Raw genomic sequence first — 22,474 nt, forward strand, 5'->3', positions numbered from 1 at the left:
TAATGGGCGTTATCGCGCAACGCCCTGAGTGCGCGCATATTTAGAGTTTCGACACTCATATTTCGTATGGCCTTCTGGATTTCAAAAGATTGGGGGAAAGATGAAGCTGAAGGTCGGCCTGTTTTTTGTGGGCATCGTTGTGGCTGCACAGGCCAATGCTGCTCCGCTTCACCTAGTCTGCATAGGTAACGGCTCAGCGACCTCCGTTATGCAGATGAACTCGCTCCGGCTCATGGGGCTTAACCAACCTGCCGGTCAGATGCGTCGAGGCGCGCGGTATCTGCATCCGTCCGGTGCCGGAAAAAGCACATGCGCAAAGATTCTCACGCAGCACGTCGCAAAGCAATATGGCTTCGATCCTGCCCGCAAGTCAGTCCTCCATGTTACCTTGTCGACCACCGGCACGCCCAAAAGCCTTGCTTCGCCCATCCTCACGGAAGTCGGTTGCGGATACTCCACCCGCGGCGAGGCCGAGCTTCTGTTGCTGCGCGTTCATGAGGCGATACAGGAATTCAAGATCGAACTCCTCGTGATCGACGAGCTTAATCACATCAAGGGAAAGGGTCTCGCGACCGAAGCAGCCAACACCATCAAGAACATCCTTACGCTCGGCTGGGTTCCCGTTATTCTGATGGGAACCTCCGATGCGGAGCCGTTAGTGAAGTCCAACCGCGAGCTGCGCAACCGCTGCCAGCCGCAGGTCTTCCTGCGCCCCTATGTTGCGGCCGGCGACGACCTCGCTCATTGGAGCTGTTTGCTCGATCGCATCGACAACGCCATGGTGGATCACGAAATCGTCAAGTTTCCCACCGGCCTCAAGATGATTGCCAAAGATCTGTGCGTTGCAAGCAACGGCCTTATTGGGGAATTTCATGGCATCATGCTGGCGGCCCTCGAGATGGCCCTGACTGAAGGCGCCGACCGTATCAGTCATGACCACCTTGTAAATGCGGTCAACGAGTGGGCCGTTGGAGACGGAACGATCGACAGCAATCCACTTGTTGCCCGAGAAGGGGAGATAGGTTGATGACTGGACCCGTTCTCTGGGGCGTTCTCCCCATACCGACCGAAGGGTTCATGAGCCTCGTTACCCGCACGGTGACAAAGAATCATCTGCCCTCGTCCTTCACTCTTCTACGGCAGGTCGGTCTGGCCCATCCTCAGAACCCGACCGCCGCCTTCCTTGAAGATCTCGACGAAGCAAGGTTGGCCGAAATCCTGCGCGTGCCCGTCGAAGAGGTCGCGAAGCGGCGCCACCTCCCACGCTCTGAGACCGGATATGTTGACTTCTTCGGAGTAGCGGTCCGGGCCGATGAGATTTTTGTCAGGACCCTGCGGTTCGCTCCGGCCGCTGTCGCAACGAGCCCACACAACCGGGTCCTGTGGTCGCTTAAGACTGTGCCGTGCTGTACGGAGAGCTGGGAGTTCCTGGCTAGCCGATGCGACTGCGGCGCTCTGCAGCGCTGGCAGCACGCACACCGGTTTGATCGGTGCGATCGGTGCAACAAATTACTTTCCAGCGTCACTGCACGGGAGGTTCCGGAGCACCAGCGCGATGGGCTGTCATTTCTCAGCGGGCTCTTGGACCCGGATCCGAACCGACGCGATACGTCACGCGGGATGCTGCCCGAAGCCCTGTCTTCGTGGGACGGAGGAATGATCTTCGAACTCGCCTTGTCCTTGCTCAACATGGTCCCGGATCGCTATCGCCATAAGCGCACCATGGCTCCGCCCCCGGACCAGCAGGCAAAATATGCCCTCGCGCTTTCGCAGGCTGCCGACATCATCAAGGAGTGGCCCGCATCATTCATGCCCGCCCTAAAGGATGCTGTCGGCCAGCGCTCCCGGTCGAAATACAATGTCCGATACACTGGAATCGCGGACTACATCCCGGGATTGGAAAGCGACGTCCTCCCTGACGTCGTCCGCGACGCAATCAACGAACAGCTCGCCCCTCTAAGGACGATCCCAGGTGAGACGCCCCCGGGGCAGATCGCAATGATGGCTGCAGTCGACAGAACGCTTCTGGGATTGGGAATCTTGGCAAAGGGGCGCCGCGATGGACTTCTCCAATCCCATATATGCCTTCGTGCCAATCGCTTGTTCCCCACCCTGGACCGGGCGGAAGTGGAAGACATCAGAGATCGCCGCGATCACCGAAAGAGCGCTGAGGCCGTGTCTACATCTCTAGGCTTGCCGCAGTACGCGATGCAGCGCATAGCAGACGCAGGTCACCTGGAGATGCAGAGCCATCCCTTTCTCGTATCCCTGTTCGATGCACCGCAGATGGACAGCCGCGAGCATAAGCGCTTCATCACGAAACTGAAGGCGGCGGCGGACAGATGGACTGATGCCGACACCTCCGAGGCTATTGTTCCGCTGCACCGCATTGCGCGAGCCATGGGAGGCGGATTGAAGCCTTGGGGCACCATTTTCGATCTCTTACTCCGAAATGATCGTCCCATACCCTTTCGACTGACCGGTACCTCAATCAACCGCCTCTTTATACGTACGCAAGATGTCGACACTATCCGGTTTCTCGACCCGCAGGACATCGAATGTTCAAGGCTGCCGCGACATTGCTCGCAACGGGACGCGCTCGAAATTCTAAACCTCCATTTCAAATACGCCAACACCTTGAAAGAATTAGTCCAGGCGGACGACCAATGGGAGCTTCGTTGGGATGTCGTCCTCGGCCTCGCTAGTTCCCGCATAACTATGGCTGAGATGATCGCTTGGACAGGCATGCACCACGCGTATGTCGAACGTCTGATGGACTCCCATGGCTGCTATCAAGTCGATCGGCTAGGTTGGAACCGGCAATCGGCGACCAAAGTCCTAAAACACGGGGGATTTTAAGCCCTGTCCATGGCATTGAAGTGAGTGGCAACGGTTAACTAGGAAAGCTAGTCGCTCACTTCCGCGCTTTGACCTGGCATTTGCTGCCTCTTCAGTTCGTAAGCCGCCTGATTAAATGCCCGAGCGTGATAGGCAAACCAGCCTGTCGATCCCGCGGTCCAGGCGATCGTCAAACCTAGCAGCACAGGGTTCGCCTTACCTACAATACGACCCGTGTTCGCGAAGGTCTGCGCCGCTTTCGGCCCGCGGGTTGCTGCGATAGCCAGTGATCTCCCAACTCGACCGGCCTTCCAAGCCGAGTTAGCAGCCTTCGCGATCTTAGCGCCATCGGTCGCAGTCGTTGCTACTCCAGCGAGAGACTTCGCAGCGTTCATGGCCGCCGCCGCGCCGCTTTGGATTTCACCAGCTATCGAAGGCCGCAGGATGCGCCGCTCGCCATCAGTCAGGCCGTATAGTTCTGCGATCTCGGCAATCGTACGCTCGAGACTTTCACTTCCGACAGTCAGGGCTTTTAGTGCCGTCCACCCACTTCGCTTGGCGATCAGCTAAGACGCCTCGCGGCGGATCGCGTCGAGTTCTTCGATGGTCATGGCTAGCATTTAGCCGATCCGATGGCAGAGGCAACTTCCACAGCCATCATGGATAAAGCGGGACAGCCCGAATCAGAAGGGCGACAAGTTGACTCACATTGGGACTAAATCGCACTGAGCCGAGCTTCCGTGCCAAGTGCCTCTGTGCTACGGTGCGACCATTCCTGCAAACCTCGCAAAAGTACCAATTGCGAGGTTCCTAAGTGACAACGTCAGAAGGAATGGTGCCGCTTACGTGACTCGAACACGTGACCCTCGCATTACGAATGCGATGCTCTACCAACTGAGCTAAAGCGGCACTGGCGCGGGCAGATAACAGCGGTCGGGCGATTGGACAAGCGCCCAAATGCACTTTCTTGCCCCCTGCCCCGTCCTCGTCGCACGATCGACCGATATTGCGCGCCATCCATCCGCTTTTGCGCGCGAATTTACGGCATGTTTACCATCCCCATGGCACAGCCTTGCGCAAAGTCGCTTATTCTCTGTTCCAAGGACCGACCGGATGGACATTCTGCGGGGGCATGACGTCGCCAACGACCAGGACGATTTCGAATATCCCGGTGATGCCGCGATCGACCGTCCGCTCGCCGTGGGATATGAGGAACGGCGCATGCAGGTGCGCGCCTATAATTATTGGGCGTCGCTGCTGGGCGATCGCGCCCTGCCCCTGATCGAGGATCTTTCGCCCGATCAGATGGACGATTTCGGTCCCTATAGCGTGCTGCTCGATTTCACCGCCGGCATCGAGAATCCCGCGATCGTCTATCTCGGCACCGCGCTGCGCGAGGAATGCGAGATCGAGGGGGCGATCGGCCATATCGCCGATGTCCCGCCACGTTCGCTGCTGTCGCGCCTGACCGATCATTATCTCCAGATCATCGCCAATGCCGCGCCGATCGGATTCGAGGCGGAGTTCATCAACCAGCGCGGCCGCGAGATTCTCTATCGTGGCATCCTGATGCCCTTTTCCGCGCAGGGCGATTCGATCGACTTCGTGTTCGGCGTGATCAACTGGAAGGAAATGGCCAGCCACGCTTTGTCGGTCGCGATCGAGCGCGAGGTCGACACCAATTTGCTGCACAATCCCCCGGCGCGCAGCGATGCGCCGATCTGGGCCGATGGTCCGGGCGCGGACGAGGATGACGACGTGCTGGACCTGGCCGGCATGGAGATGCCGACCGAGGATGCGCCGCTTGCCGACTGGCTGGCGCTCGCCCGCGAAGGCGCGGAAAAGGCCCGCACCAGCGAGGCGCGCAGCCATGCCGCCCTCTATCGCGCGATCGGCCTTGCTTATGATTTCGCGCTGGTGACCCGCCGATCGGCCGAGGAATATGCCGAACTGCTCGAAGATTATGGCATCAAGGCGCAGGCGCGCAGCCCGATGACCGCCGTCATCAAGCTGGTCTTTGGCGCCGCCTATGACAAGACGCGCATCACCGAATATGCAACCGCGCTGGATCATGCCGCGACCGCCCGCCTGTCGGTCGGCAGCTTCGCCGCCTATCTGGCCGGTTATGATGGTGGCCTCAAGGCCCTGGTCCGCGACGAGCGCGCCGCCCGCCGGGCGGACATGCCCGCCCGCCCCGACAAGCGCCAGACCGCCCGCGACACGATGAAATGCGCCACCGCGCTCGATCCGCTGGCCGTCGCCACCGACAATGACGGCCTGGCCGTCGTCGTCGCCCGGCGCGAGGCCGATGGCACGCTGGCGATCGTCGGCGCGCTGCCGGAAGGATCGGACCTGGGCCAGCGCGTGATCCTGGCTGCCGCCGACTAAGGTCTTGCCTCGGCGCCGGCCCTCACCCTCAGCCGTGTCGCAAACGCGCCATCCTGGGGTGACATCGCGGCTTTCCAAGTGCATAGGGGCATGCCTGCTCTTCGGGCCATGCCTTCCGGACATCGATATCCGCCAGTAACGGGCGGCCCGACCATGCTGCGCTGCATCATAATATTTCACGCGCGCGAAATTTTATTTCGACCAATACTTGAGACGATCCGGTGAGAGGGGCATATAGATGCTCCTAGGACAAGGAGTCGTCTGGCGGTGTTCCAGCGCCTCCTCCGTTTCGGCAACGGCGGGACATTTCCCCGCGGCTAAGAGGTAGGCGAATGACGGCGCTGGCTGATCCCAATATCAAGGAAGTCGATTCAACTGTTCGCGCGGCGCTGGAAGGCGTCCTGGCAAAGGGCGCCCTGCCCGGCGAGAGCGAGGGATTTGATCAGGCGGCGATCGCTGCCGCCGCCGCGTTCCTTGGCCGCACCGCCAATGCGCGCAAGGCCGGCAAGCCTGGCATCGCGATCGAAACGCTGGGCGAAGGCGCCACCGGCCGCTTCATGCGGATCGCGCTGATCAACGACGACATGCCCTTCCTGGTCGATTCGATCGCCACTGCCCTGGCGGCCGCCGACATCAGCATCCACCGGCTGCTCCACCCCGTCCTGTCGATATCGCGCGGCGCCGATGGCACCCTGTCCGCGATCCTTGACGATGATGCGCCGGGCGCCCGCCGCGAATCGATGATCTATATCGAGGCCGACCGCGCCGATGCGAAGGCCCGCCGCGCGCTTGAAAAGGCGCTGGAAGACACGCTGGCCGACGTTCGCGTCGCCGTGCGCGACTGGCCGCGCATGCAGGAAGCCATGTCGGCCGACGCCAATGCCGTCACCGACGATGAAGGCGCCGCGCTGCTGCGCTGGTTCCTCGCCGGCCATTTCACCCAGATCGGCCATGAACTGTGCAGCCGCGTCGGCACCTCGGAAGAGCGGCTTGGCATCTGCGCGCTGCGTGACAAGCCGATGATCGCGCCAGCCTCGCGCGAGGCCGCCTTCACCTGGTTCGAGGAAGGCAAGCGCAGCCCGCTGATCATCAAGTCCAACATCCTCTCGCGCGTCCATCGCGGCGTGCTGCTGGACCTCATCATCCTGCCGGTGCGTGAGGGCAAGAGCGTCACTGGCCTGTCGATCCACGCCGGCATGTGGACCAGCGCGGCGCTCGCCGCCTCGCCGGAAAAGGTGCCGCTGCTGCGCTCGGCGCTGTCGGCGCTGATGGACAAATATGGCTTCGATCCGGCCGGCCATGCCGGCAAGACGCTGGCCCATGCGCTCACAACCCTGCCGCATGACATATTGATCGGCTTCGAGCGCGACACGCTGGAACATCTGGCGCTCACCTTCATGTCGCTGACCGACCGGCCGCGCCCCAAGCTGGTGCTCGCCACCAGCGCGCTCGCCCGTCACCTCTATGCCTTTGTCTGGCTGCCGCGCGACGAACTGTCGACCGCGCGCCGCGTCGCGATCCAGGACATGCTGGCCAAGGCGGCGAATGGCCCGGTATTGAGCTGGTCGATCGCACTGGAGGAAGGTGGCCTGGCGCTGCTGCGCATCACCCTCGACCTGCGCGACGGCGGAGTGGTGCCCGATGACGCCGCGCTCGATCGTCAGCTCAAGCAGATGGTGCGCGGCTGGCTGCCCGCCGTCGAGGAAGCGCTGGCCGAAAGCGAGGAAGCCGGCCGCGCCGCGGCGCTGGCCCAGCGCTTCGCCCCCGGCTTCCCGATGGCCTATCGCAACGGCGCCGGCCCGGTCGAGGCAGCGGTCGATATCCGCCTGATCCACGGCCTGTCGGGTCCGGGCGACAAGTCGATCCGCATCTATCGCAACCCGGAAGACAGCGCCGAGCGGCTGCGCCTCAAGCTCTACAGCCATGACGCGATCGCCCTGTCCGAAGTCGTCCCCGCCTTCGAGAATTTCGGCTTCCGCGTGATCGACGAGATGACCACGCCGATAGACGGCGGCACACTCGGCCATGTCCAGCGTTTCGTGCTGGAACTGCCGGCCGGCGGCGATGCCCAGGCGGTGGTCGACCGCGCCGAAGTGGTAACCGAGGCGATCGCCCAGGTGATCGAAGGCGTCGCCGAAAATGACAGGTTCAACGAACTGATCGTCACCGCCGGCTTCGCGCCGCGCGCGGTCGTGCTGTTCCGCGCGCTGTTCCGCTATCTGCGCCAGACCGGCACCGCCTTTGGCATGGCGACCTTTGCCGACACGCTGCGCCGTGAACAGGGCGTCGCCCGCAATCTTGTCGCCCTGTTCGAAGCGCTGCACGATCCCGCCGCGCAGGACGGCAGCGACAAGGCGACCGCCATCCAGGCGGAGATCGACGCGGGCCTGGAACAGGTCAGCTCGATCGACGAGGATCGCGTGCTGCGCCTGATCCGCGCCGTCATCACCGCGACGCTGCGCACCAACTTCTATGCCCCGGCTGCGGCCGAGGCGCTGGCGTTCAAGATCGACAGCGCGCTGGTCCCCGGCCTGCCGGCGCCGCTGCCCTGGCGCGAAATCTGGGTCTACAGCCCGCGCGTCGAGGGCATCCACCTGCGCGCCGGCCCGGTCGCCCGTGGCGGCCTGCGCTGGTCCGACCGGCGCGACGATTTCCGCACCGAAATCCTGGGCCTGATGAAGGCGCAACGTGTCAAGAACGCTGTCATCGTGCCGACCGGCGCGAAGGGCGGCTTCTACCCCAAGCAACTGCCCAATCCGCAGGTCGACCGCGATGCCTGGTTCGCCGAAGGCACGGAAAGCTATCGCATCTTCATCCGCACCCTGTTGTCGATCACCGACAATATCGTGAAGAACAAGGTGAAGCACCCCGCCCAGGTGGTGGTGCGCGACGGCGACGATCCCTATTTCGTGGTCGCCGCCGACAAGGGCACCGCGACCTTCAGCGACGTCGCCAATGCGATCGCGCTGGAGCGGGACTTCTGGCTGGGCGACGCCTTCGCCAGCGGCGGCTCCAACGGCTATGACCACAAGGCGATGGGCATCACCGCCAAGGGCGCCTGGATCAGCGTCCAGCGGCACTTCGCCGAAATGGGCGTCGACGTGCAGAGCGAGCCGGTCAAGGTCGTGGGCTGTGGCGACATGTCGGGCGACGTGTTCGGCAACGGCATGCTGCTCAGCAAGGCGATCAAGCTGGTCGCCGCCTTCGACCATCGCCACATCTTCCTCGACCCCAATCCCGATCCGGCCAGGAGCTGGGAAGAGCGCAACCGCATGTTCGCCCTCCCCCGCTCCAGCTGGGAGGATTATGACAAAGGCCTGATCTCCGAGGGCGGCGGCGTGTTCGCCCGCAGCCTCAAGAAGATCCCGCTCACCCCGCAGGTTCAGGAAATCCTGGGCGTGACCGAAAGCGAGATGGAGCCGACCGCGCTCATCTCCGCCATCCTCAAGAGCCCCAACGACCTGCTGTGGTTCGGCGGCATCGGCACCTATGTGAAGGCCGCCGCGCAGAGCCATGGCGATGTCGGCGACCCGGCCAATGACCGGCTGCGCGTCAATGCCGAACAGCTGCGCGTCAAGGTGGTGGGCGAAGGCGCGAACCTTGGCACCACGCAGGCCGGGCGCATCGCCTTCTCGCTGCATGGCGGGCGGATCAACACCGACTTCATCGACAATAGTGCCGGCGTCGACTGTTCGGATAATGAGGTCAACATCAAGATCGCGCTGAACAAGGAAATGGCGGAAGGCCGCCTGCCCTTCGACAAGCGCAATGCCCTGCTCGAAAGCATGACCGATGCGGTCGGCGCGATCGTGCTGGAGGATAACCGGCTTCAGGCGCTCGGCCTGTCGATCGCCGAAAGCGGCGGCGCGGCGGACCTTGCCTCCTATGTCCGGTTGATCGAAACGTTCGAGGAAACCGGCCGTCTCGACCGCCAGGTCGAGGGGCTGGCCGCCAATGACCAGCTGCTGCGGCGCGGTCAGGATGGCCAGGGCCTCACCCGCCCCGAACTCGCCGTGCTGCTCTCCACCGCCAAGCTGGCGCTGCAGGACGCGATCGAACATGGCGACCTTGCCACCGATCCCAGCATGGTCGCGGAACTGGCCGCCGCCTTCCCTGCCGCCATGCAGGAGAAGGAAGCCGACGCGATCGCGGCCCATGCGCTCAAGAAGGAGATCATCGCCACCAAGGTTGCGAACCGCATCGTCAACCGCCTCGGCATCATCCATCCCTTCGAACTGGCGGAAGAAGAGGGCTGCTCGCTCGCCGATCTTGCCAGCGCCTTCCTGATCGCCGAGCGTCTCTACGACATCCGCACCCTGTGGGCGGATATCGACGCGGCCGACATGTCGGAAGCCGCCCGCCTGGCCCTGTTCGGCGACATCGCCAGCGGCATGCGCGCGCAGATCGCCGACATCCTGCGCAGCGTGCCCGCCGGCACCCTGCCGGACGCCGGCCATGCGATCCTGGCCAAGGGCGTCGAAACGCTCGCCAACCAGGTCGATGATCTGCTCACCAGCGAAGCCCTGCGTCGCGTCACCGCCGTTACCGATCGCCTGCTCTCGCTCGGTGCGCCCGATACGCTGGCAGTGCGCACCGCCGGCCTGTTCAAGCTGGATGGCGCGGTCGGCATCGCCGCGCTCGCCGGTCGCCTGAAGATGGACGAGATCGCGCTGACCCGCGCCTTCACCCATCTGGGCGAGGCGGTCGGCATCGACTGGGTCCAGTCGGCCGCCGCCCGCATGGAACCGACCGATCCGTGGGAGCGCCTGCTCATCTCCGGCGTCGCGCGCGACATGCAGCAGGTGCGGCTCGACTTCCTGGCCCAGGGCAAGGGCAAGGACGTGTCCGACCATGTCGAGAAATGGCTGATCGAGCGCGGTGCGCGCATTCAGCAGTTCCGTGCCCTGGTGCAGCGCGCCAAGGCAGCGGCGTCGCCCAATGTCGCGATGCTGGCGGAAATCGCCGGTCAGGCCCGCGGCCTGCTCGGCCGCTGAGGCCATCGCCCCTTCCCGTCAGCGGGAAGGGGTTTCAGCCGCCCCCCCCCAAAAAAAACAAAAAGGCACCCGATCCAGTGATCGGGCGCCTTTTTCTTTTCTGTGCCTTCGCTGCGATCAGCGCGGGTCGGCGGGCAGCGGCTGCACCATCAGCGGCTTGGGCGCCGGTTCGGGGGCCGGTTCGGGGGCCGGCGCAGCAGCAGGCGCCGGTGCCGGCTCCGCAGCAACCGGGGCCGCAGCCTCCGGCGCATCGGCTGCCGGCTTGTCCTTGCCCGGCACGCGCAGCCCCGGACCATAAACCGGCGTCACGCCCGGCGTGTAGCGACCGTGCAGCGCCTCGATCTCCGCCTTGCGCTGGTTGAGATAGAGGTCGCGATAGCTGCCATAGGGATTGTCGTCGGAACGGATCGCCTGGATGCGCTCGTCGAACGCCGCGCGCTCGCCCAGCTGGTCCAGCACCGCCATCGGAGTGACGACCGTGGGCTGGGTGAAGGGCTTGCCCACCGCGAAGGGCAGGATCATCTTGTCGACCGTGTCGCCAATGATGTCGCGCAGCGTCGTCGGGCCGACCAGCGGCAGATACATATACGGCCCCGGCCCCACGCCATAGAAGCCCAGCGTGTTCGCGAGGCCATTGGGGCGATAGGGCAGGTTGAACGGCTTGCGCTTGGCAACGTCGAACAGGCCGACAAAGCCGAGCGTCGTGTTGATCGCGAAGCGACCGGCCGTCTCGAACGCCTTGCCCGGCTTGAACTGCAGCATATAGGCCGCGAACACGACCGGCTCGCCCAGGTTCGAGAAGAAGTTGCGCAGCCCCTTGCGCACCGGGCGCGGCAGGCCCTTGTTATAGGCCTTGGCCACCGGCTCGATCAGCGCCTTGTCGACGGCCTGGACCGCTTCGAAAGACTGTTCGTTGATCGCGGCGAAGGGATCGCGTTTGCGCAGCCCGGTATCGCCGGTCACGACGATCGCATTGGGATCGACCGGCACCTCTTCCTTGGGCTGCTCCGCGATCGGGCTCAGCGTCGGCAGCACGACCGGCGGCGGATAGGGACTGTCGGGTGACGGCGCCTGTGCTGGCGCTGGCTGGAGCGGATCGGCAGGGACGGTCTGGGGCGTTTCCGCCGGCGCAGGTGCCACGGCCGCAGCCGGCACCACCGGAGCGCCGCTGTCCACGACCTCCCCCTGTCCCGCCATCAGCATCATTCCAGTGGCGGCAACCGAAAGCAGCATAAATCGTCCCTTGTCACGGCCCCGTCTGGACGACGGGCCCAACGGCCAGCAACGGCCTGGATAAGGGCCGATAAACAGACATCGCATCCCCGCGACATCGCTGTCCAAGCTGATTTCGCTAGGGGGGCGTGCCGCACCCGTCAAGTATCGTGGTCAAGCAGGAGGCGGCAGGCGGAGACGCGCGTGCGGCGCTTTGGTTCCCGACCGCTTACATTTTGATACATTTTTCCTGTTGCGAGCGGTTTGCAATTGCGAGTCGTTCGCGTTATTCGGGCCACCTCATTTCCCACAGGACTCGCCGTTCTCTCGATGCACGCTCCCGCCCGCGCCCAGCCCAAGAAAAAGAAGAGCGCCAAGGCATTCTGGCTGAAGCAGCTGCATACCTGGCATTGGGTGAGTTCGGCGATCAGCCTGATCGGCCTGCTGCTCTTCGCCTTCACCGGCATCACCCTCAACCATGCCGCCGATGTCGAGGGTTCGCCCCAGACCGTCGAGAAGAGCGCCACCCTGCCCGCCCCGCTGTTGAAGCTGGTCGCGGCCGATGACGCGCCCGATGCCAAGAAGCCCCTGCCCGCCCCGATCGCCCAATGGGTCGAAAAGGAAATCGGCCAGAGCGGCGCGGGCGAGGCGGAATGGTCGGCGGACGAGGTCTATCTCGCCCTGCCGCGTCCCGGCGGCGATGGCTGGGTGTCGATCGACCGGCATGACGGCAAGGTCACCAGCGAAGCGACCAGCCGCGGCTGGGTCAGCTACCTCAACGACCTGCACAAGGGCCGCAATGCCGGCACCGTGTGGAAATGGTTCATCGATATCTTCGCCGTCGCCTGCTTCCTGTTCGCGCTGACCGGCCTGCTGCTGCTCCAGTTGCACGCCGCCAAGCGGCCGAGCACCTGGCCGCTGGTCGCGATCGGGCTTGCGCTGCCGGCGCTGCTCGCCATCCTCTTCATCCACTAACGGGGGTCCATCTTTCCATGCAGATCAGTCCCAAGCTCATCCTGTCCGGCGGTGCCGCGCTCGGCGCTACCGGTGCGCTGGCCGCGCCGGCCGCCGCGCAGACCATGACCGTCACGGTCAATATCCCGCGCCTGTCGGTTGCCGAATATCATCGCCCCTATGTCGCCATCTGGCTGGAGAAGGAGGGCGCCGCCCCCCGCACGCTCGCGGTCTGGTATGATGTCGACAAGGCCAAGGGCGAAGGCACCAAATGGCTGCGCGACATCCGCCAGTGGTGGCGCGTGTCGGGCCGCACGATGAGCTTCCCGGCCGATGGCGTATCGGGCGCGACCCGCGCGCCGGGCGACCAGAAGATCGCCTTCACCGCCGGCAAGGGGCCGCTCGGCGCCCTGGGTCCGGGCAAATATACGCTGGTGGTGGAAGCCGCCCGTGAAGTCGGCGGCCGCGAACTGCTCCGCCTGCCCTTCACCTGGCCGGCCAGGCCCGGCGTCGCCGCCAAGGCGCAGGGCAGCAGCGAACTCGGCGCCGTCAGCGTCAGCTTCGGCAAGTAACAGGGGACAAAGACCATGAAAGCCAAATATCTGATCGCGGGCGCGCTTGCCGCCCTGATGCTCTCCGGCGCGGCCCAGGCCCACCGCCAGTGGATGCTGCCCTCCTCCACCACCCTGTCGGGCACCGACAGCTGGGTGACGGTCGACGCGGCGGTCTCCAACGACCTCTTCTATTTCGAACATTTCCCGATGCGCACCGACGGCATCGCCGTGACCGAGCCGGATGGCACCACCGGCAAGATCGAAAATGCCGCCACCGGCAAATATCGCTCGACCTTCGACGTGCATCTGACCAAGCCCGGCACCTATCGCATCGCCAATGTCTCGACCATGGTGATGGGCAGCTACACCCTGAACGGCAAGCAGGAGCGCCTGCCGCGCGGCACGACCAAGGCCAATCTGGCGCAGGCGATCCCCGCCGGCGCCACCAATGTCCAGACCGCCGAGGCGAGCAACCGCAACGAAATCTTCGTGACCTTGGGCGCGCCGACCACCACCATCTTCAAGCCGACCGGCACCGGCATCGAACTGGTCCCGGTGACCCATCCCAATGACCTGGTGTCGGGCGAGACCGCGACCTTCCAGTTCCTGCTCGACGGCAAGCCCGCCGCCGACCTCAAGGTCACCGTCATTCCCGGCGGCATCCGCTATCGCGATGCGCTGGGCCAGATGGACCTCGTCACCGACAAGGATGGCAAGCTGGCCGTCAAATGGGGCGCCCCCGGCATGTACTGGCTGAACGCCAGCACCGGCGGCGGCCGCGAAGGTGGCCCCGGTGGTCCGGGCGCGCAGGGCGGCAAGCCGGAGGGCGCACCGCCCGCCCCGCCGGCCGGCCCGCCGCAGAAGCGCGCCTCCTACATCACCACGCTGGAAGTGCTGGCGCCCTGACCCGGCCCGCCGGCAATCCCGTCCGGATCGCGATAGCGCCCGACCTGGCGCCCGAGCAATTTGCCGGGCGCCAGCGTCAGGGCGCTATCGTCGCTTTGGGCGGACCGACCATGGGCACCACATGGTCGGCCCACATCGTCGATCCGCCCGCCGACTGCCAGACCCATGTCGAGGCCGTGCTGGCCGCCGTCATCGGCGAGATGAGCAATTGGGAAGCCGGCTCCGACATCAGCCGCTTCAACCGCAGCCCGATCGGCCAATGGACCCGCCTGCCGCCCGCGATGATGGGCGTGCTGCGCGCGGGCCTGTCCATGGCTCGTCTGTCGAACGGCGCCTTCGACCCGGCGATCGGCGGCATCGTTGCGCGCTGGGGCTTCGGCCCGGCCCTCGCCGGCGGCAGCGCCACCGCCTCGGTCGCGCCCTGGACCTGCATCGAACTCAATGGCGACCGCGCCCGGCGCACCGCCGACGTCGCGCTCGATTTTTCCGGCATTGCCAAGGGCTATGCCGTCGACGCGGTCGCGGCCTGTCTGCGCAGCCTCGGCCTCCCCAACTTCCTGGTGGAGATTGGCGGCGAATTGCGCGGCGAAGGGGTGAAGCCCGATATCCAGCCCTGGTGGGTCGATGCCGAAGTGCCGCCGGGCCTCCACCTCCCGACGCTGCGGGTCGCGCTCTGCGGCCTTTCCATGGCCAGTTCGGGCGATTATCGCCGCTACCGGATGGAGGGCGATCGCCGCCTGTCGCACAGCATCGATCCCGCGACCGGCGCGCCCATTGCGGAGGGCGTGGCTGCCGTGACCGTCCTCCACGCCTCCGCCATGCTGGCCGACGCCTGGGCCACCACGATCACCGTGCTGGGCGCCGATCGCGGCATGGCCCTCGCCACCCGCCACAACCTCGCCGCCCGCCTCATCCTGCGCACCGAAACCGGCGGCCAGGAATATATGACCCCCACCCTCGCCGCCATGCTGGCCGACTGACGGCGACTTTGGGCAAGGTGGCGCCCCAGAGGGCGGAGTTGGGTGGGTTGCGGAATGGCTGCTTACGATAGAGAACAGAGACAAGCTGACGCTTGGCACCAAACGATAGGCGTTTTATGCCCTGCCCATGGCGCAGACCCAGCATAGCTTCGTAAACCGCAAGGAAGGCCCGATTTATGTATCGGTCGAACCATGGCCAGAATGCTTTGAGTTGGAGCCGGGCGACAGGCTAACGCTTATATGGGATGCCTCCGAAAATGGGGACGCCATCACCATTGATTTCATCAACGATCACGAACTCGTCGCCTGGCCGAACGGTGAAACCCATCAAATGCAATATCTCATCAACGGAGAGGAAGCCGAAGATCGAAGCTGGACCTTCAAACATCGATGATTTGCCGTGTCAGAGGCAATTAGGGGTGGGAACAAGACATTCCTCCCCGGCACGGGGAGGGGGACCGCTCGCGTAGCGAGTGGTGGAGGGGCACAGGCCGGATAGCGCATCGCTAAGAGGCACCTGCCCCTCCGTCAGCGCTTCGCGCTGCCACCTCCCCAAGCAAGCTTGGGGAGGAACTGGAAACGTCAGCTTCTGGTCGTTAGCCGCCCTACCCACATCCGTCATGCCGGGCTTGGTCCGGCATCCCACTTTTCTATGCAACAGATAAAGAAGCGGGACCCCGGCTCAAGGCCGGGGTGACGATGGCAGCCTCTGGTCGCTTCCAAACCGCCCTTAATAGACGTCGCGCTTGTAGCGGCCGGCCTCGGCCAGATCGTTGAGCGTCGCCTCGCCCAGGATCGCGATCAGCGCCTCATGGACGCTCTGCGCCATGCCTTCCAGGCTGCCGCAGACCAGGATGGTCGCGCCCTGGCCGATCCGTTCGCGCAGTTCCGCACCGGCGTCCGCCAGCAGATGCTGGACATAGCGGCCGCAATCCGCATCGCGTGAGAAGCTGCGGTCCAGCCGTGCCAGCGTGCCATCCGCCAGCCAGGCCGACAGTGCCGCATCGAAATAGCGCTCATGCGCCCGGCTGCGCTCGCCGAACAGCAGCCAGTGGCCGCCCATCCCGTCATGCGCGGCGGCGCGCAGATGGGCGCGCAGCCCGGCAATGCCGGTGCCGTTGCCGATCAGGATCATCGCGCCGCGCGCCGCCGGATCGGTGCGGAAGCCCGGATTGGGCCGCACCCGCATCATCGTCGTCTCGCCCGGCGCCATATGCGCGGTCAGCCAGCCCGAGCCGATGCCAAGCCGCCCGTCATCATCGCGCACCTGCCGCACCACCAGGTCCAGCACGCCATCGGCCATGATCGACGCCGCCGAATATTCGCGCGCCGGCAGCGGGCGCAGCGCCCGCGCTTCTGCCATGGTGAGCGGGGTTCCGGCTTCGGGCAGCATCGCGCGTGCCAGTTCCGCCCGCAACGCCGCCGGCACCGCGATCAGGTCGCCCTCGGGCGCCTGGCTGGCCAGCAGCGCCTCGACCGCCTCGGGCGCGTTGCAGGGGTGGAGTTCGACGATATCGCCTGCCTGCCATTCGGGCACATCCGTGCCGACCGGCTCGAACTGCAGATGATAGGCGGTCAGCGCCGGGCTGTCCGGATTGAGCGCATGGCGCGCCACCAGTCGCCACGGCGTGAACGGGATCACCATCTGGCCCCGATCACCCTCGCCCGCGCCCAGATCATGCAGCGCATCATGCCAGGCCTGCTCCGCCGCTTCATCGTCATGCCCCATGGCGATCAGCGGGAAGAGCGGCTGCGCGCCCGCCCCCGCCATCCAGCCGTCGACCGCGATGCCGAAGGCGCAGAAATCGGGATATTCCCGGTCGCCGATCGCCAGCACGCCATAATGGAGATGGCCAAGATCGATCGCTCCGCCGCGCAGCAACCGGCTGGCGAAGCCGCGCGCCATGTCCGGCGGCTCGCCCTCGCCATAAGTCGAAACGACGAACAGGATGCGCTGCGCCCCCGCCAGCATGTCCCGGGTCAGCCGTCCGACCGGCACCACCTGTGCCCGCACCCCGCCATGGGCCAGCGCCTGCGCCGCATTGCGCGCACGGATTTCGGCCGTCCCGGTCTGGCTGGCATAGGCGATCAGCAGGTCGCCGCCGCCCATGTCGCCGCCGGCAACCGCCACAACATCGCCGGCCAGCGCCCGTGCCGCCTGCTTGCGCTTGCGGCGCGAGAGATAGAGCAGGAAGCCGGTCACCGTGAACAGCGGCATGGTGAGGCTGGTCAGCATCATGATGATGCGGCCGGGCAGCCCGAAAAAGGCGCCGCGGTGCAGTTCATAGACGCTCTGGGTGATGATCACGCCCAGCGGCCGGCGATCATAGAGGTCGCGCTTCTCCAGCGCATAGCTGGCCGGATCATAGCTATATTTGTCGGTCTGGCGCAGATGGCGCGCGCCTTCGGGCCGGGCGTCGAAGCTGATCGTCTTCATCGGCTGCGACGGCGCCGGCTGGGTGATGCGCACCCAGATATAGTCATTGCCGGTGGCGCGGCGGAAGGCGGTCCAGGCCGGATCGATCGACGGGCGCGGCGCGATCCCGTCGCGCTTCTCCGGCCGCCGCCCTTCCTCGCTCGGCGCCTTGCCGGTCAGGCTGTAGATCACCCCCTGCCGATACCAGTCATAGCTCCACCACAGGCCGGTGAGCGCGCTCAGCAGATAGAAGAGCAGCACCCAGGTGCCGATCACGACATGCAACGCGCGCCACAGGTTGCGCCCGGTCTTGCGCAGGTCCAGCACCAGCCAGGCGCGCCAGTCCAGCGCCTGGCGCGGCCAGCGCAGATAGAGGCCGGACAGAGCGAAGAAGATCAGCGCAATCGCGCTGAAGGCGGTGATCTGCCGACCGATGCCATTGCCGCCGCCCGGCAGCGCCAGCCAGCGATGCAGATCGTCCATCAGGTGGAAAAAGCCTTCGCCCGCCGGCGCGCCAAGCCAGGCGCCGGTGGCCCGATCGACCTGCCCCTGCTTGCGACCGCGCCCTTCGCTCGACGACAGGCGCACGCTGTGCGACCGGTCGCGCGCCATTTCCCAGTCCAGCCGCGCGATATAATAGCCCGGATTGTCGGCCTGCACCCTGGCGATCAACTGGTCGGGCGACAGGTCGGGTTTGGAAGGCACGCCGGGCGCATAGAGGCGCGGCGACAGCGCCTCGCTGATCTCGTCCTCGAAGCTCATGGTCGCGCCGGTCACGCCCATCAGCGCCAGCACCAGGCCGGCGGTGATCCCCAGGAACCAGTGGATCTGGAACAATATGCGCTTGGTCACCTGGGCTCCGTTGGCTGCCATCCGAAAGCCCAGCCTATTACGCATCTGCAACATGAATGCAATTGCGACTTAGTTTCAAGCAAACCGGGTAAAGATCAGCCCTAAAGCGCGGTGTAAAGGCAAGTCGCGCCCAGGATGATGCCGGGCACATTGGCGACGATGATCGGCCAGTCCTTGTCCTTGTGCAGCCAGCCATAGGCCGCCCACAGGCAGGTATTGAGCACGGTCGCCAGCGGCTGGATCACCGATCCCTTGTCCCCGGCCAGGTTCATCCGGATCTGGTCCAGATAGGAACCATACATGAGGATGGCGGTGACGGTCGCGATCCAGCCGACCACCCGCAACGTCCGCTCGTCGAGATGTCGTGCCATCCTGCCCCCATGCCTGTCGTCGGCGGCACTTAGCCACCGACCGCCGCCCGCGCGCAAGACCGCAATTACCCGGAGGCGCGCATGGCACCGCCGGGCATGGGGAAGCAGGCGACCACCCCCGATGGAGGGAGGCGCCGGGCGTCAGTCCAGGTTCGGGCGCAGATAGCGTTCGGCGGTTTCCAGGTCGATGCCGCGGCGCTGGGCATAATCTTCCAGCTGGTCGCGGCCGACGCGGGCGACGCCGAAATATTCGGCCTGCTGGTGGCCGAAATAGAAGCCGCTGACCGCCGCGGTCGGCAGCATGGCGAAGCTTTCGGTCAGGGTCGCGCCGGTCGCATGATGGGCGTCCAGCATCTCGAACAGGATCGGCTTCAGACTATGCTCCGGGCAGGCCGGATAGCCCGGCGCCGGGCGGATGCCGCGATATTCTTCCTTGATCAGCGCCTCGTTGGTCAGCTGCTCGCCCTCGGCATAGCCCCAGAGCGCGGTGCGGACATAATGGTGCAGCCGCTCGGCAAAGGCTTCGGCGAGACGGTCGGCCAAGGCCTTCAGCAGAATATCCGAATAGTCGTCGATCGCATTCTTGAAGCGGGCGAGGTGCGGCTCGATGCCGTGGATCGACACGGCAAAGCCACCCATCCAGTCGCCATCATGGCTGATGAAGTCGGCGAGGCACATATTGGCCCGGCCTTCGCGCTTGGCGATCTGCTGGCGCAGCATCGGCAGGGTGTAATGCTTCTCGTCCTCGACATGGACGATGATGTCGTCGCCCTGACGACGGCAGGGCCACAGGCCGGCAACGCCGCGCGCGGTCAGCCATTTCTCGTCGATGATCTTCTGGAGCATCTTCTGCGCATCGGCGAACAGGCTGCGGGCGCTTTCGCCGACAATCTCGTCCTCCAGGATGGCGGGATAATTGCCGGCCAGTTCCCAGGCGCGGAAGAAGGGGGTCCAGTCGATATAGTTGACCAGATCCTTCAAGTCCCAGTCGGGGAAGCGGTGGGTGCCGGGCAGCAGCGGGCGCGGTGCCTTCAGGCTCTCGTCCATTTCGAAGGCGTTGGCGCGGGCATCCTCGATCGACAGGAGCTGGCTCTGCCCCTTGTTCGCGCGGGCGACGCGGACATGCTCATAATCAGCCTTGGTCTTGCTGACGAAGTCGGCCTTCTGCGTTTCGGAGACGAGCGCCGTCGCCACGCCCACCGCGCGGCTGGCGTCCAGCACATGGACGACCGGGCCGGTGAAGGCCGGGTCGATGCGCAGCGCGGTGTGGACGCGCGAGGTGGTCGCGCCGCCGATCAGCAGCGGCATGGTCATGTTGGCGCGCTGCATTTCCGCCGCCACGGTCACCATCTCGTCGAGCGAGGGGGTGATGAGGCCGGACAGGCCGATCATGTCGGCGTCATTCTCGTTCGCGGCCTTGATGATGTCCTGCCAGGGCACCATCACGCCCATGTCGATCACCTCGAAGCCGTTGCACTGAAGCACGACGCCGACGATATTCTTGCCGATATCATGGACGTCGCCCTTGACCGTCGCCATGATGATCTTGCCCTTGCCCTTGGCGCCGGGTTCCTTCGCCGCCTCGATATAGGGCAGCAGATGAGCCACCGCCTTCTTCATGACGCGGGCGGACTTCACCACCTGGGGCAGGAACATCTTGCCCGCGCCGAACAGGTCACCGACCACGTTCATGCCGTCCATCAGCGGGCCTTCGATCACCTGGATCGGCTTTTCGGCCGCAAGGCGGCATTCCTCGGTATCTTCCACGACATACATGTCGATGCCCTTGACCAGCGCATGCTCCAGCCGCTTTTCGACCGGCCAGCCGCGCCATTCCTGCGCGGCCTTTTCCGACGCGGCATCCTTGCCCTTGAAGCTTTCGGCCAGCGCGACGAGGCGGTCGCCGGCTTCGGGATCGCTGTTCAGCAGCACGTCCTCGCATGCCTGGCGCAGCGCCGGGTCGATCGCGTCATAGACGTCGAGCTGCCCGGCATTGACGATCGCCATGTCGAGGCCGGCGGGGATGGCATGATAGAGGAAGACCGAGTGCATCGCCCGGCGCACCGGTTCATTGCCACGGAAGGAGAAGGAGAAGTTCGACAGGCCGCCCGAGATATGGACATGGGGGCAGCGCTTCTTGATCTCGCGGCAGGCCTCGATGAAGTCGACGCCGTAATTATTATGCTCCTCGATCCCCGTCGCCACGGCGAAGATATTGGGATCGAAGATGATGTCCTCGGGCGGGAAGCCGATGGTCATCAGCAGCTTGTAGGCGCGCTCGCAAATCTCGACCTTGCGCGCCTGGGTGTCGGCCTGGCCGGTCTCATCGAAGGCCATGACCACCACGGCGGCGCCATAGGCCATGCAGAGTTTCGCATGATGCAGAAAGGCTTCCTCGCCCTCCTTCATGCTGATGGAGTTGACCACCGGCTTGCCGGAGACGCATTTCAGGCCAGCTTCAATCACTTCCCATTTCGAGCTGTCGATCATGACGGGCACGCGGCTGATGTCCGGCTCCGACGTCATGAGCTTCAGGAAGGTGGTCATCGCCTCGACCGCGTCGAGCAGGCCTTCGTCCATGTTCACGTCGACGATCTGCGCGCCATTTTCGACCTGCTCGCGGGCGATATCGATCGCCGCGGCATAGTCGCCGGCCATGATCAGCTTCTTGAACTTGGCGGAGCCGGTGACATTGGTGCGCTCGCCGATATTGACGAAGGTGGCGGTGGATTGCTGGGTCATCGGTTTCTTCCAAAAATCCTCCCCCCTTAGGGGGAGGGGGACCATGCCGCAGGCATGGTGGAGGGGTATCACGCTATCGAGGGGGTGACACCCCTCCGTCTGGCTTCGCCAGCCACCTCCCCTTCCAGGGGAGGATGAAACTAGGCCGCGATATGCATCGGTTCGAGGCCCGCGAGGCGCGTCACGACCGTCAGTTCCGGCACCTGGCGCGGCTTGTGGCCGTCCAGCGCCTTCGCCACCGCGCCGATATGGGCGGGCGTCGTGCCACAGCAGCCGCCGACCATATTGACCAGCCCTTCGTCCACCCACTGACGGATCAGGCTTGCCGTGGTTTCGGGCAGCTCGTCATATTGCCCCAGTTCATTGGGCAGGCCGGCATTGGGATAGGCCAGGATCAGCGTGTCGGCATTCTTGGACAGTTCGGCGAGATAAGGCCGCAGCAGGTCTGCACCGAACGCGCAGTTCACGCCGATGGTCAGTGGCTTCAAATGCCGCAGCGAATACCAGAAGGCGTTGATCGTGTGGCCCGACAGGTTGCGGCCCGACATGTCGGTGATGGTGAAGCTGAGCATCACCGGCACCGAACGGCCCGCAGCCTCCTCCGCCTCGCGCGCGGCCATGCCGGCCGCCTTGGCGTTGAGCGTATCGAAGCAGGTTTCGATCAGCAGGAAGTCGACGCCGCCGGCGATCAGCGCGTCGCACTGTTCGCGATAATCGGCCTTGAGCGTGTCATAATCGACCTCGCGATAGGCGGGATCGTTGACGTCGGGCGAGATGCTGAGCGTCTTGTTGGTCGGGCCGATCGAGCCGCAGACGAAGCGCGGGCGGCCGTCCTTGGCCGTCGCCTTCTCACAGGCGGCCCGCGCGATCTTGGCCGCGGCGACATTGATGTCCCACACCAGATGCTCGCAGCCATAATCGGCCATCGCGATCTTGGTGGAGGAGAAGGTGTTGGTCTCGATCATGTCGGCGCCATTGTCGAGATAGGCGGTGTGAATGCCCTCGACGATGTCCGGCCGGGTCAGGCAGAGCAGGTCGTTATTGCCCTTCTGATCCTTCGCAAGGTCCAGGTCACCGCGATAATCAGCTTCGGTCAGGCCGTGCTTCTGGATCGACGTGCCATAGCCGCCGTCGAAGATCAGGATCTTTTCCGCCGCCAGGGCGCGCAATTTCTGTTCAGCGTTCATCGTCATATCCCCTCGTCCCGTTCGGTTCGAGCTTGTCGAGAACCCTCGCGCTTACGGTTCTCGACAAGCTCGAACCGAAC

The 22,474-nt window shown here is 64.8% G+C and carries 14 protein-coding genes and 1 tRNA gene; 9 read left to right on the top strand and 6 right to left on the bottom strand.

Annotation, left to right across the window (positions count from 1 at the left end):
• The first annotated feature begins 100 nt into the window (after positions 1 to 100).
• Both JQK15_RS02245 and JQK15_RS02250 read left to right on the top strand, forming a co-directional pair.
• Positions 101 to 1,027, top strand: coding sequence for an ATP-binding protein (locus JQK15_RS02245; RefSeq protein WP_214863162.1), 927 nt, complete (start codon positions 101 to 103; stop codon positions 1,025 to 1,027).
• A gap of 50 nt (positions 1,028 to 1,077) precedes the next feature.
• Positions 1,078 to 2,859, top strand: a complete 1,782-nt coding sequence (locus JQK15_RS02250; protein ID WP_214863164.1) for a hypothetical protein — start codon at positions 1,078 to 1,080, stop codon at positions 2,857 to 2,859.
• A gap of 812 nt (positions 2,860 to 3,671) precedes the next feature.
• On the opposite strand, the gene JQK15_RS02255 is transcribed toward JQK15_RS02250, so the two are convergent.
• Positions 3,672 to 3,747: transfer RNA gene (locus JQK15_RS02255), tRNA-Thr, on the bottom strand.
• Positions 3,748 to 3,951: 204 nt separating this feature from the next.
• Here JQK15_RS02255 and JQK15_RS02260 point away from each other — a divergent pair.
• Positions 3,952 to 5,226 carry a PAS domain-containing protein gene (locus JQK15_RS02260; protein ID WP_214863166.1) on the top strand — a complete coding sequence of 425 codons (1,275 nt, stop codon included), beginning with the start codon at positions 3,952 to 3,954 and terminating at the stop codon, positions 5,224 to 5,226.
• A 332-nt stretch (positions 5,227 to 5,558) separates the two neighbouring features.
• Positions 5,559 to 10,220: an NAD-glutamate dehydrogenase gene (locus JQK15_RS02265; RefSeq protein WP_214863168.1), complete on the top strand. Its 4,662-nt coding sequence runs from the start codon at positions 5,559 to 5,561 to the stop codon at positions 10,218 to 10,220.
• A gap of 117 nt (positions 10,221 to 10,337) precedes the next feature.
• Here the strand turns inward: JQK15_RS02265 and JQK15_RS02270 are convergent, their stop codons facing one another.
• Entirely contained in the window at positions 10,338 to 11,453 is a 1,116-nt protein-coding gene (locus JQK15_RS02270; RefSeq protein WP_214863171.1) for an MlaA family lipoprotein, read from the bottom strand.
• Between the two features lie 309 nt (positions 11,454 to 11,762).
• Here JQK15_RS02270 and JQK15_RS02275 point away from each other — a divergent pair, with 309 nt between their 5' ends.
• From JQK15_RS02275 to JQK15_RS02295, 5 genes are all read left to right on the top strand, one after another.
• The gene (locus JQK15_RS02275) at positions 11,763 to 12,407 is read left to right on the top strand and encodes a PepSY-associated TM helix domain-containing protein (protein ID WP_004210504.1); all 645 of its coding nucleotides are present in this window, start codon (positions 11,763 to 11,765) and stop codon (positions 12,405 to 12,407) included.
• Between the two features lie 17 nt (positions 12,408 to 12,424).
• A complete protein-coding gene (locus tag JQK15_RS02280) occupies positions 12,425 to 12,958 on the top strand; it encodes a DUF2271 domain-containing protein (RefSeq protein ID WP_214863172.1) in 534 nt (177 codons plus the stop codon).
• 15 nt (positions 12,959 to 12,973) lie between these two features.
• Entirely contained in the window at positions 12,974 to 13,846 is an 873-nt protein-coding gene (locus tag JQK15_RS02285) for a DUF4198 domain-containing protein (RefSeq protein ID WP_010337107.1), read from the top strand.
• 110 nt (positions 13,847 to 13,956) lie between these two features.
• Positions 13,957 to 14,826, top strand: a complete 870-nt coding sequence (locus JQK15_RS02290) for an FAD:protein FMN transferase (protein WP_214863174.1) — start codon at positions 13,957 to 13,959, stop codon at positions 14,824 to 14,826.
• 127 nt (positions 14,827 to 14,953) lie between these two features.
• Positions 14,954 to 15,220, top strand: coding sequence for a hypothetical protein (locus JQK15_RS02295; RefSeq protein ID WP_161730190.1), 267 nt, complete (start codon positions 14,954 to 14,956; stop codon positions 15,218 to 15,220).
• A 336-nt stretch (positions 15,221 to 15,556) separates the two neighbouring features.
• Here JQK15_RS02295 and JQK15_RS02300 read toward each other — a convergent pair whose 3' ends face one another.
• From JQK15_RS02300 to JQK15_RS02315, 4 genes are all read right to left on the bottom strand, one after another.
• Positions 15,557 to 18,115, bottom strand: a complete 2,559-nt coding sequence (locus JQK15_RS02300) for a PepSY domain-containing protein (protein WP_251007516.1) — start codon at positions 18,113 to 18,115, stop codon at positions 15,557 to 15,559.
• 80 nt (positions 18,116 to 18,195) lie between these two features.
• Positions 18,196 to 18,465, bottom strand: coding sequence for a SemiSWEET family transporter (locus JQK15_RS02305; protein WP_004210495.1), 270 nt, complete (start codon positions 18,463 to 18,465; stop codon positions 18,196 to 18,198).
• A 141-nt stretch (positions 18,466 to 18,606) separates the two neighbouring features.
• Positions 18,607 to 21,207: a methionine synthase gene (gene metH, locus JQK15_RS02310; protein WP_214863176.1), complete on the bottom strand. Its 2,601-nt coding sequence runs from the start codon at positions 21,205 to 21,207 to the stop codon at positions 18,607 to 18,609.
• Positions 21,208 to 21,347: 140 nt separating this feature from the next.
• Positions 21,348 to 22,394: a homocysteine S-methyltransferase family protein gene (locus tag JQK15_RS02315; protein WP_214863179.1), complete on the bottom strand. Its 1,047-nt coding sequence runs from the start codon at positions 22,392 to 22,394 to the stop codon at positions 21,348 to 21,350.
• Positions 22,395 to 22,474: the final 80 nt, after the last annotated feature.

The sequence above is a fragment of the Sphingobium sp. BHU LFT2 genome (assembly GCF_018604485.1).
Taxonomy (GTDB): Bacteria; Pseudomonadota; Alphaproteobacteria; order Sphingomonadales; family Sphingomonadaceae; genus Sphingobium; species Sphingobium yanoikuyae_A.

Excerpts from the sequence above, each read along its gene's own strand:
- JQK15_RS02245 (WP_214863162.1), top strand. The coding sequence starts at position 101 with ATGAAGCTGAAGGTCGGCCTGTTTTTTGTGGGCATCGTTGTGGCTGCA.
- JQK15_RS02250 (WP_214863164.1), top strand. The coding sequence starts at position 1,078 with ATGAGCCTCGTTACCCGCACGGTGACAAAGAATCATCTGCCCTCGTCC.
- JQK15_RS02260 (WP_214863166.1), top strand. The coding sequence starts at position 3,952 with ATGGACATTCTGCGGGGGCATGACGTCGCCAACGACCAGGACGATTTC.
- JQK15_RS02265 (WP_214863168.1), top strand. The coding sequence starts at position 5,559 with ATGACGGCGCTGGCTGATCCCAATATCAAGGAAGTCGATTCAACTGTT.
- JQK15_RS02270 (WP_214863171.1), bottom strand. The coding sequence starts at position 11,453 with ATGCTGCTTTCGGTTGCCGCCACTGGAATGATGCTGATGGCGGGACAG.
- JQK15_RS02275 (WP_004210504.1), top strand. The coding sequence starts at position 11,763 with ATGCACGCTCCCGCCCGCGCCCAGCCCAAGAAAAAGAAGAGCGCCAAG.
- JQK15_RS02280 (WP_214863172.1), top strand. The coding sequence starts at position 12,425 with ATGCAGATCAGTCCCAAGCTCATCCTGTCCGGCGGTGCCGCGCTCGGC.
- JQK15_RS02285 (WP_010337107.1), top strand. The coding sequence starts at position 12,974 with ATGAAAGCCAAATATCTGATCGCGGGCGCGCTTGCCGCCCTGATGCTC.
- JQK15_RS02290 (WP_214863174.1), top strand. The coding sequence starts at position 13,957 with ATGGGCACCACATGGTCGGCCCACATCGTCGATCCGCCCGCCGACTGC.
- JQK15_RS02295 (WP_161730190.1), top strand. The coding sequence starts at position 14,954 with ATGGCGCAGACCCAGCATAGCTTCGTAAACCGCAAGGAAGGCCCGATT.
- JQK15_RS02300 (WP_251007516.1), bottom strand. The coding sequence starts at position 18,115 with ATGGCAGCCAACGGAGCCCAGGTGACCAAGCGCATATTGTTCCAGATC.
- JQK15_RS02305 (WP_004210495.1), bottom strand. The coding sequence starts at position 18,465 with ATGGCACGACATCTCGACGAGCGGACGTTGCGGGTGGTCGGCTGGATC.
- metH (WP_214863176.1), bottom strand. The coding sequence starts at position 21,207 with ATGACCCAGCAATCCACCGCCACCTTCGTCAATATCGGCGAGCGCACC.
- JQK15_RS02315 (WP_214863179.1), bottom strand. The coding sequence starts at position 22,394 with ATGAACGCTGAACAGAAATTGCGCGCCCTGGCGGCGGAAAAGATCCTG.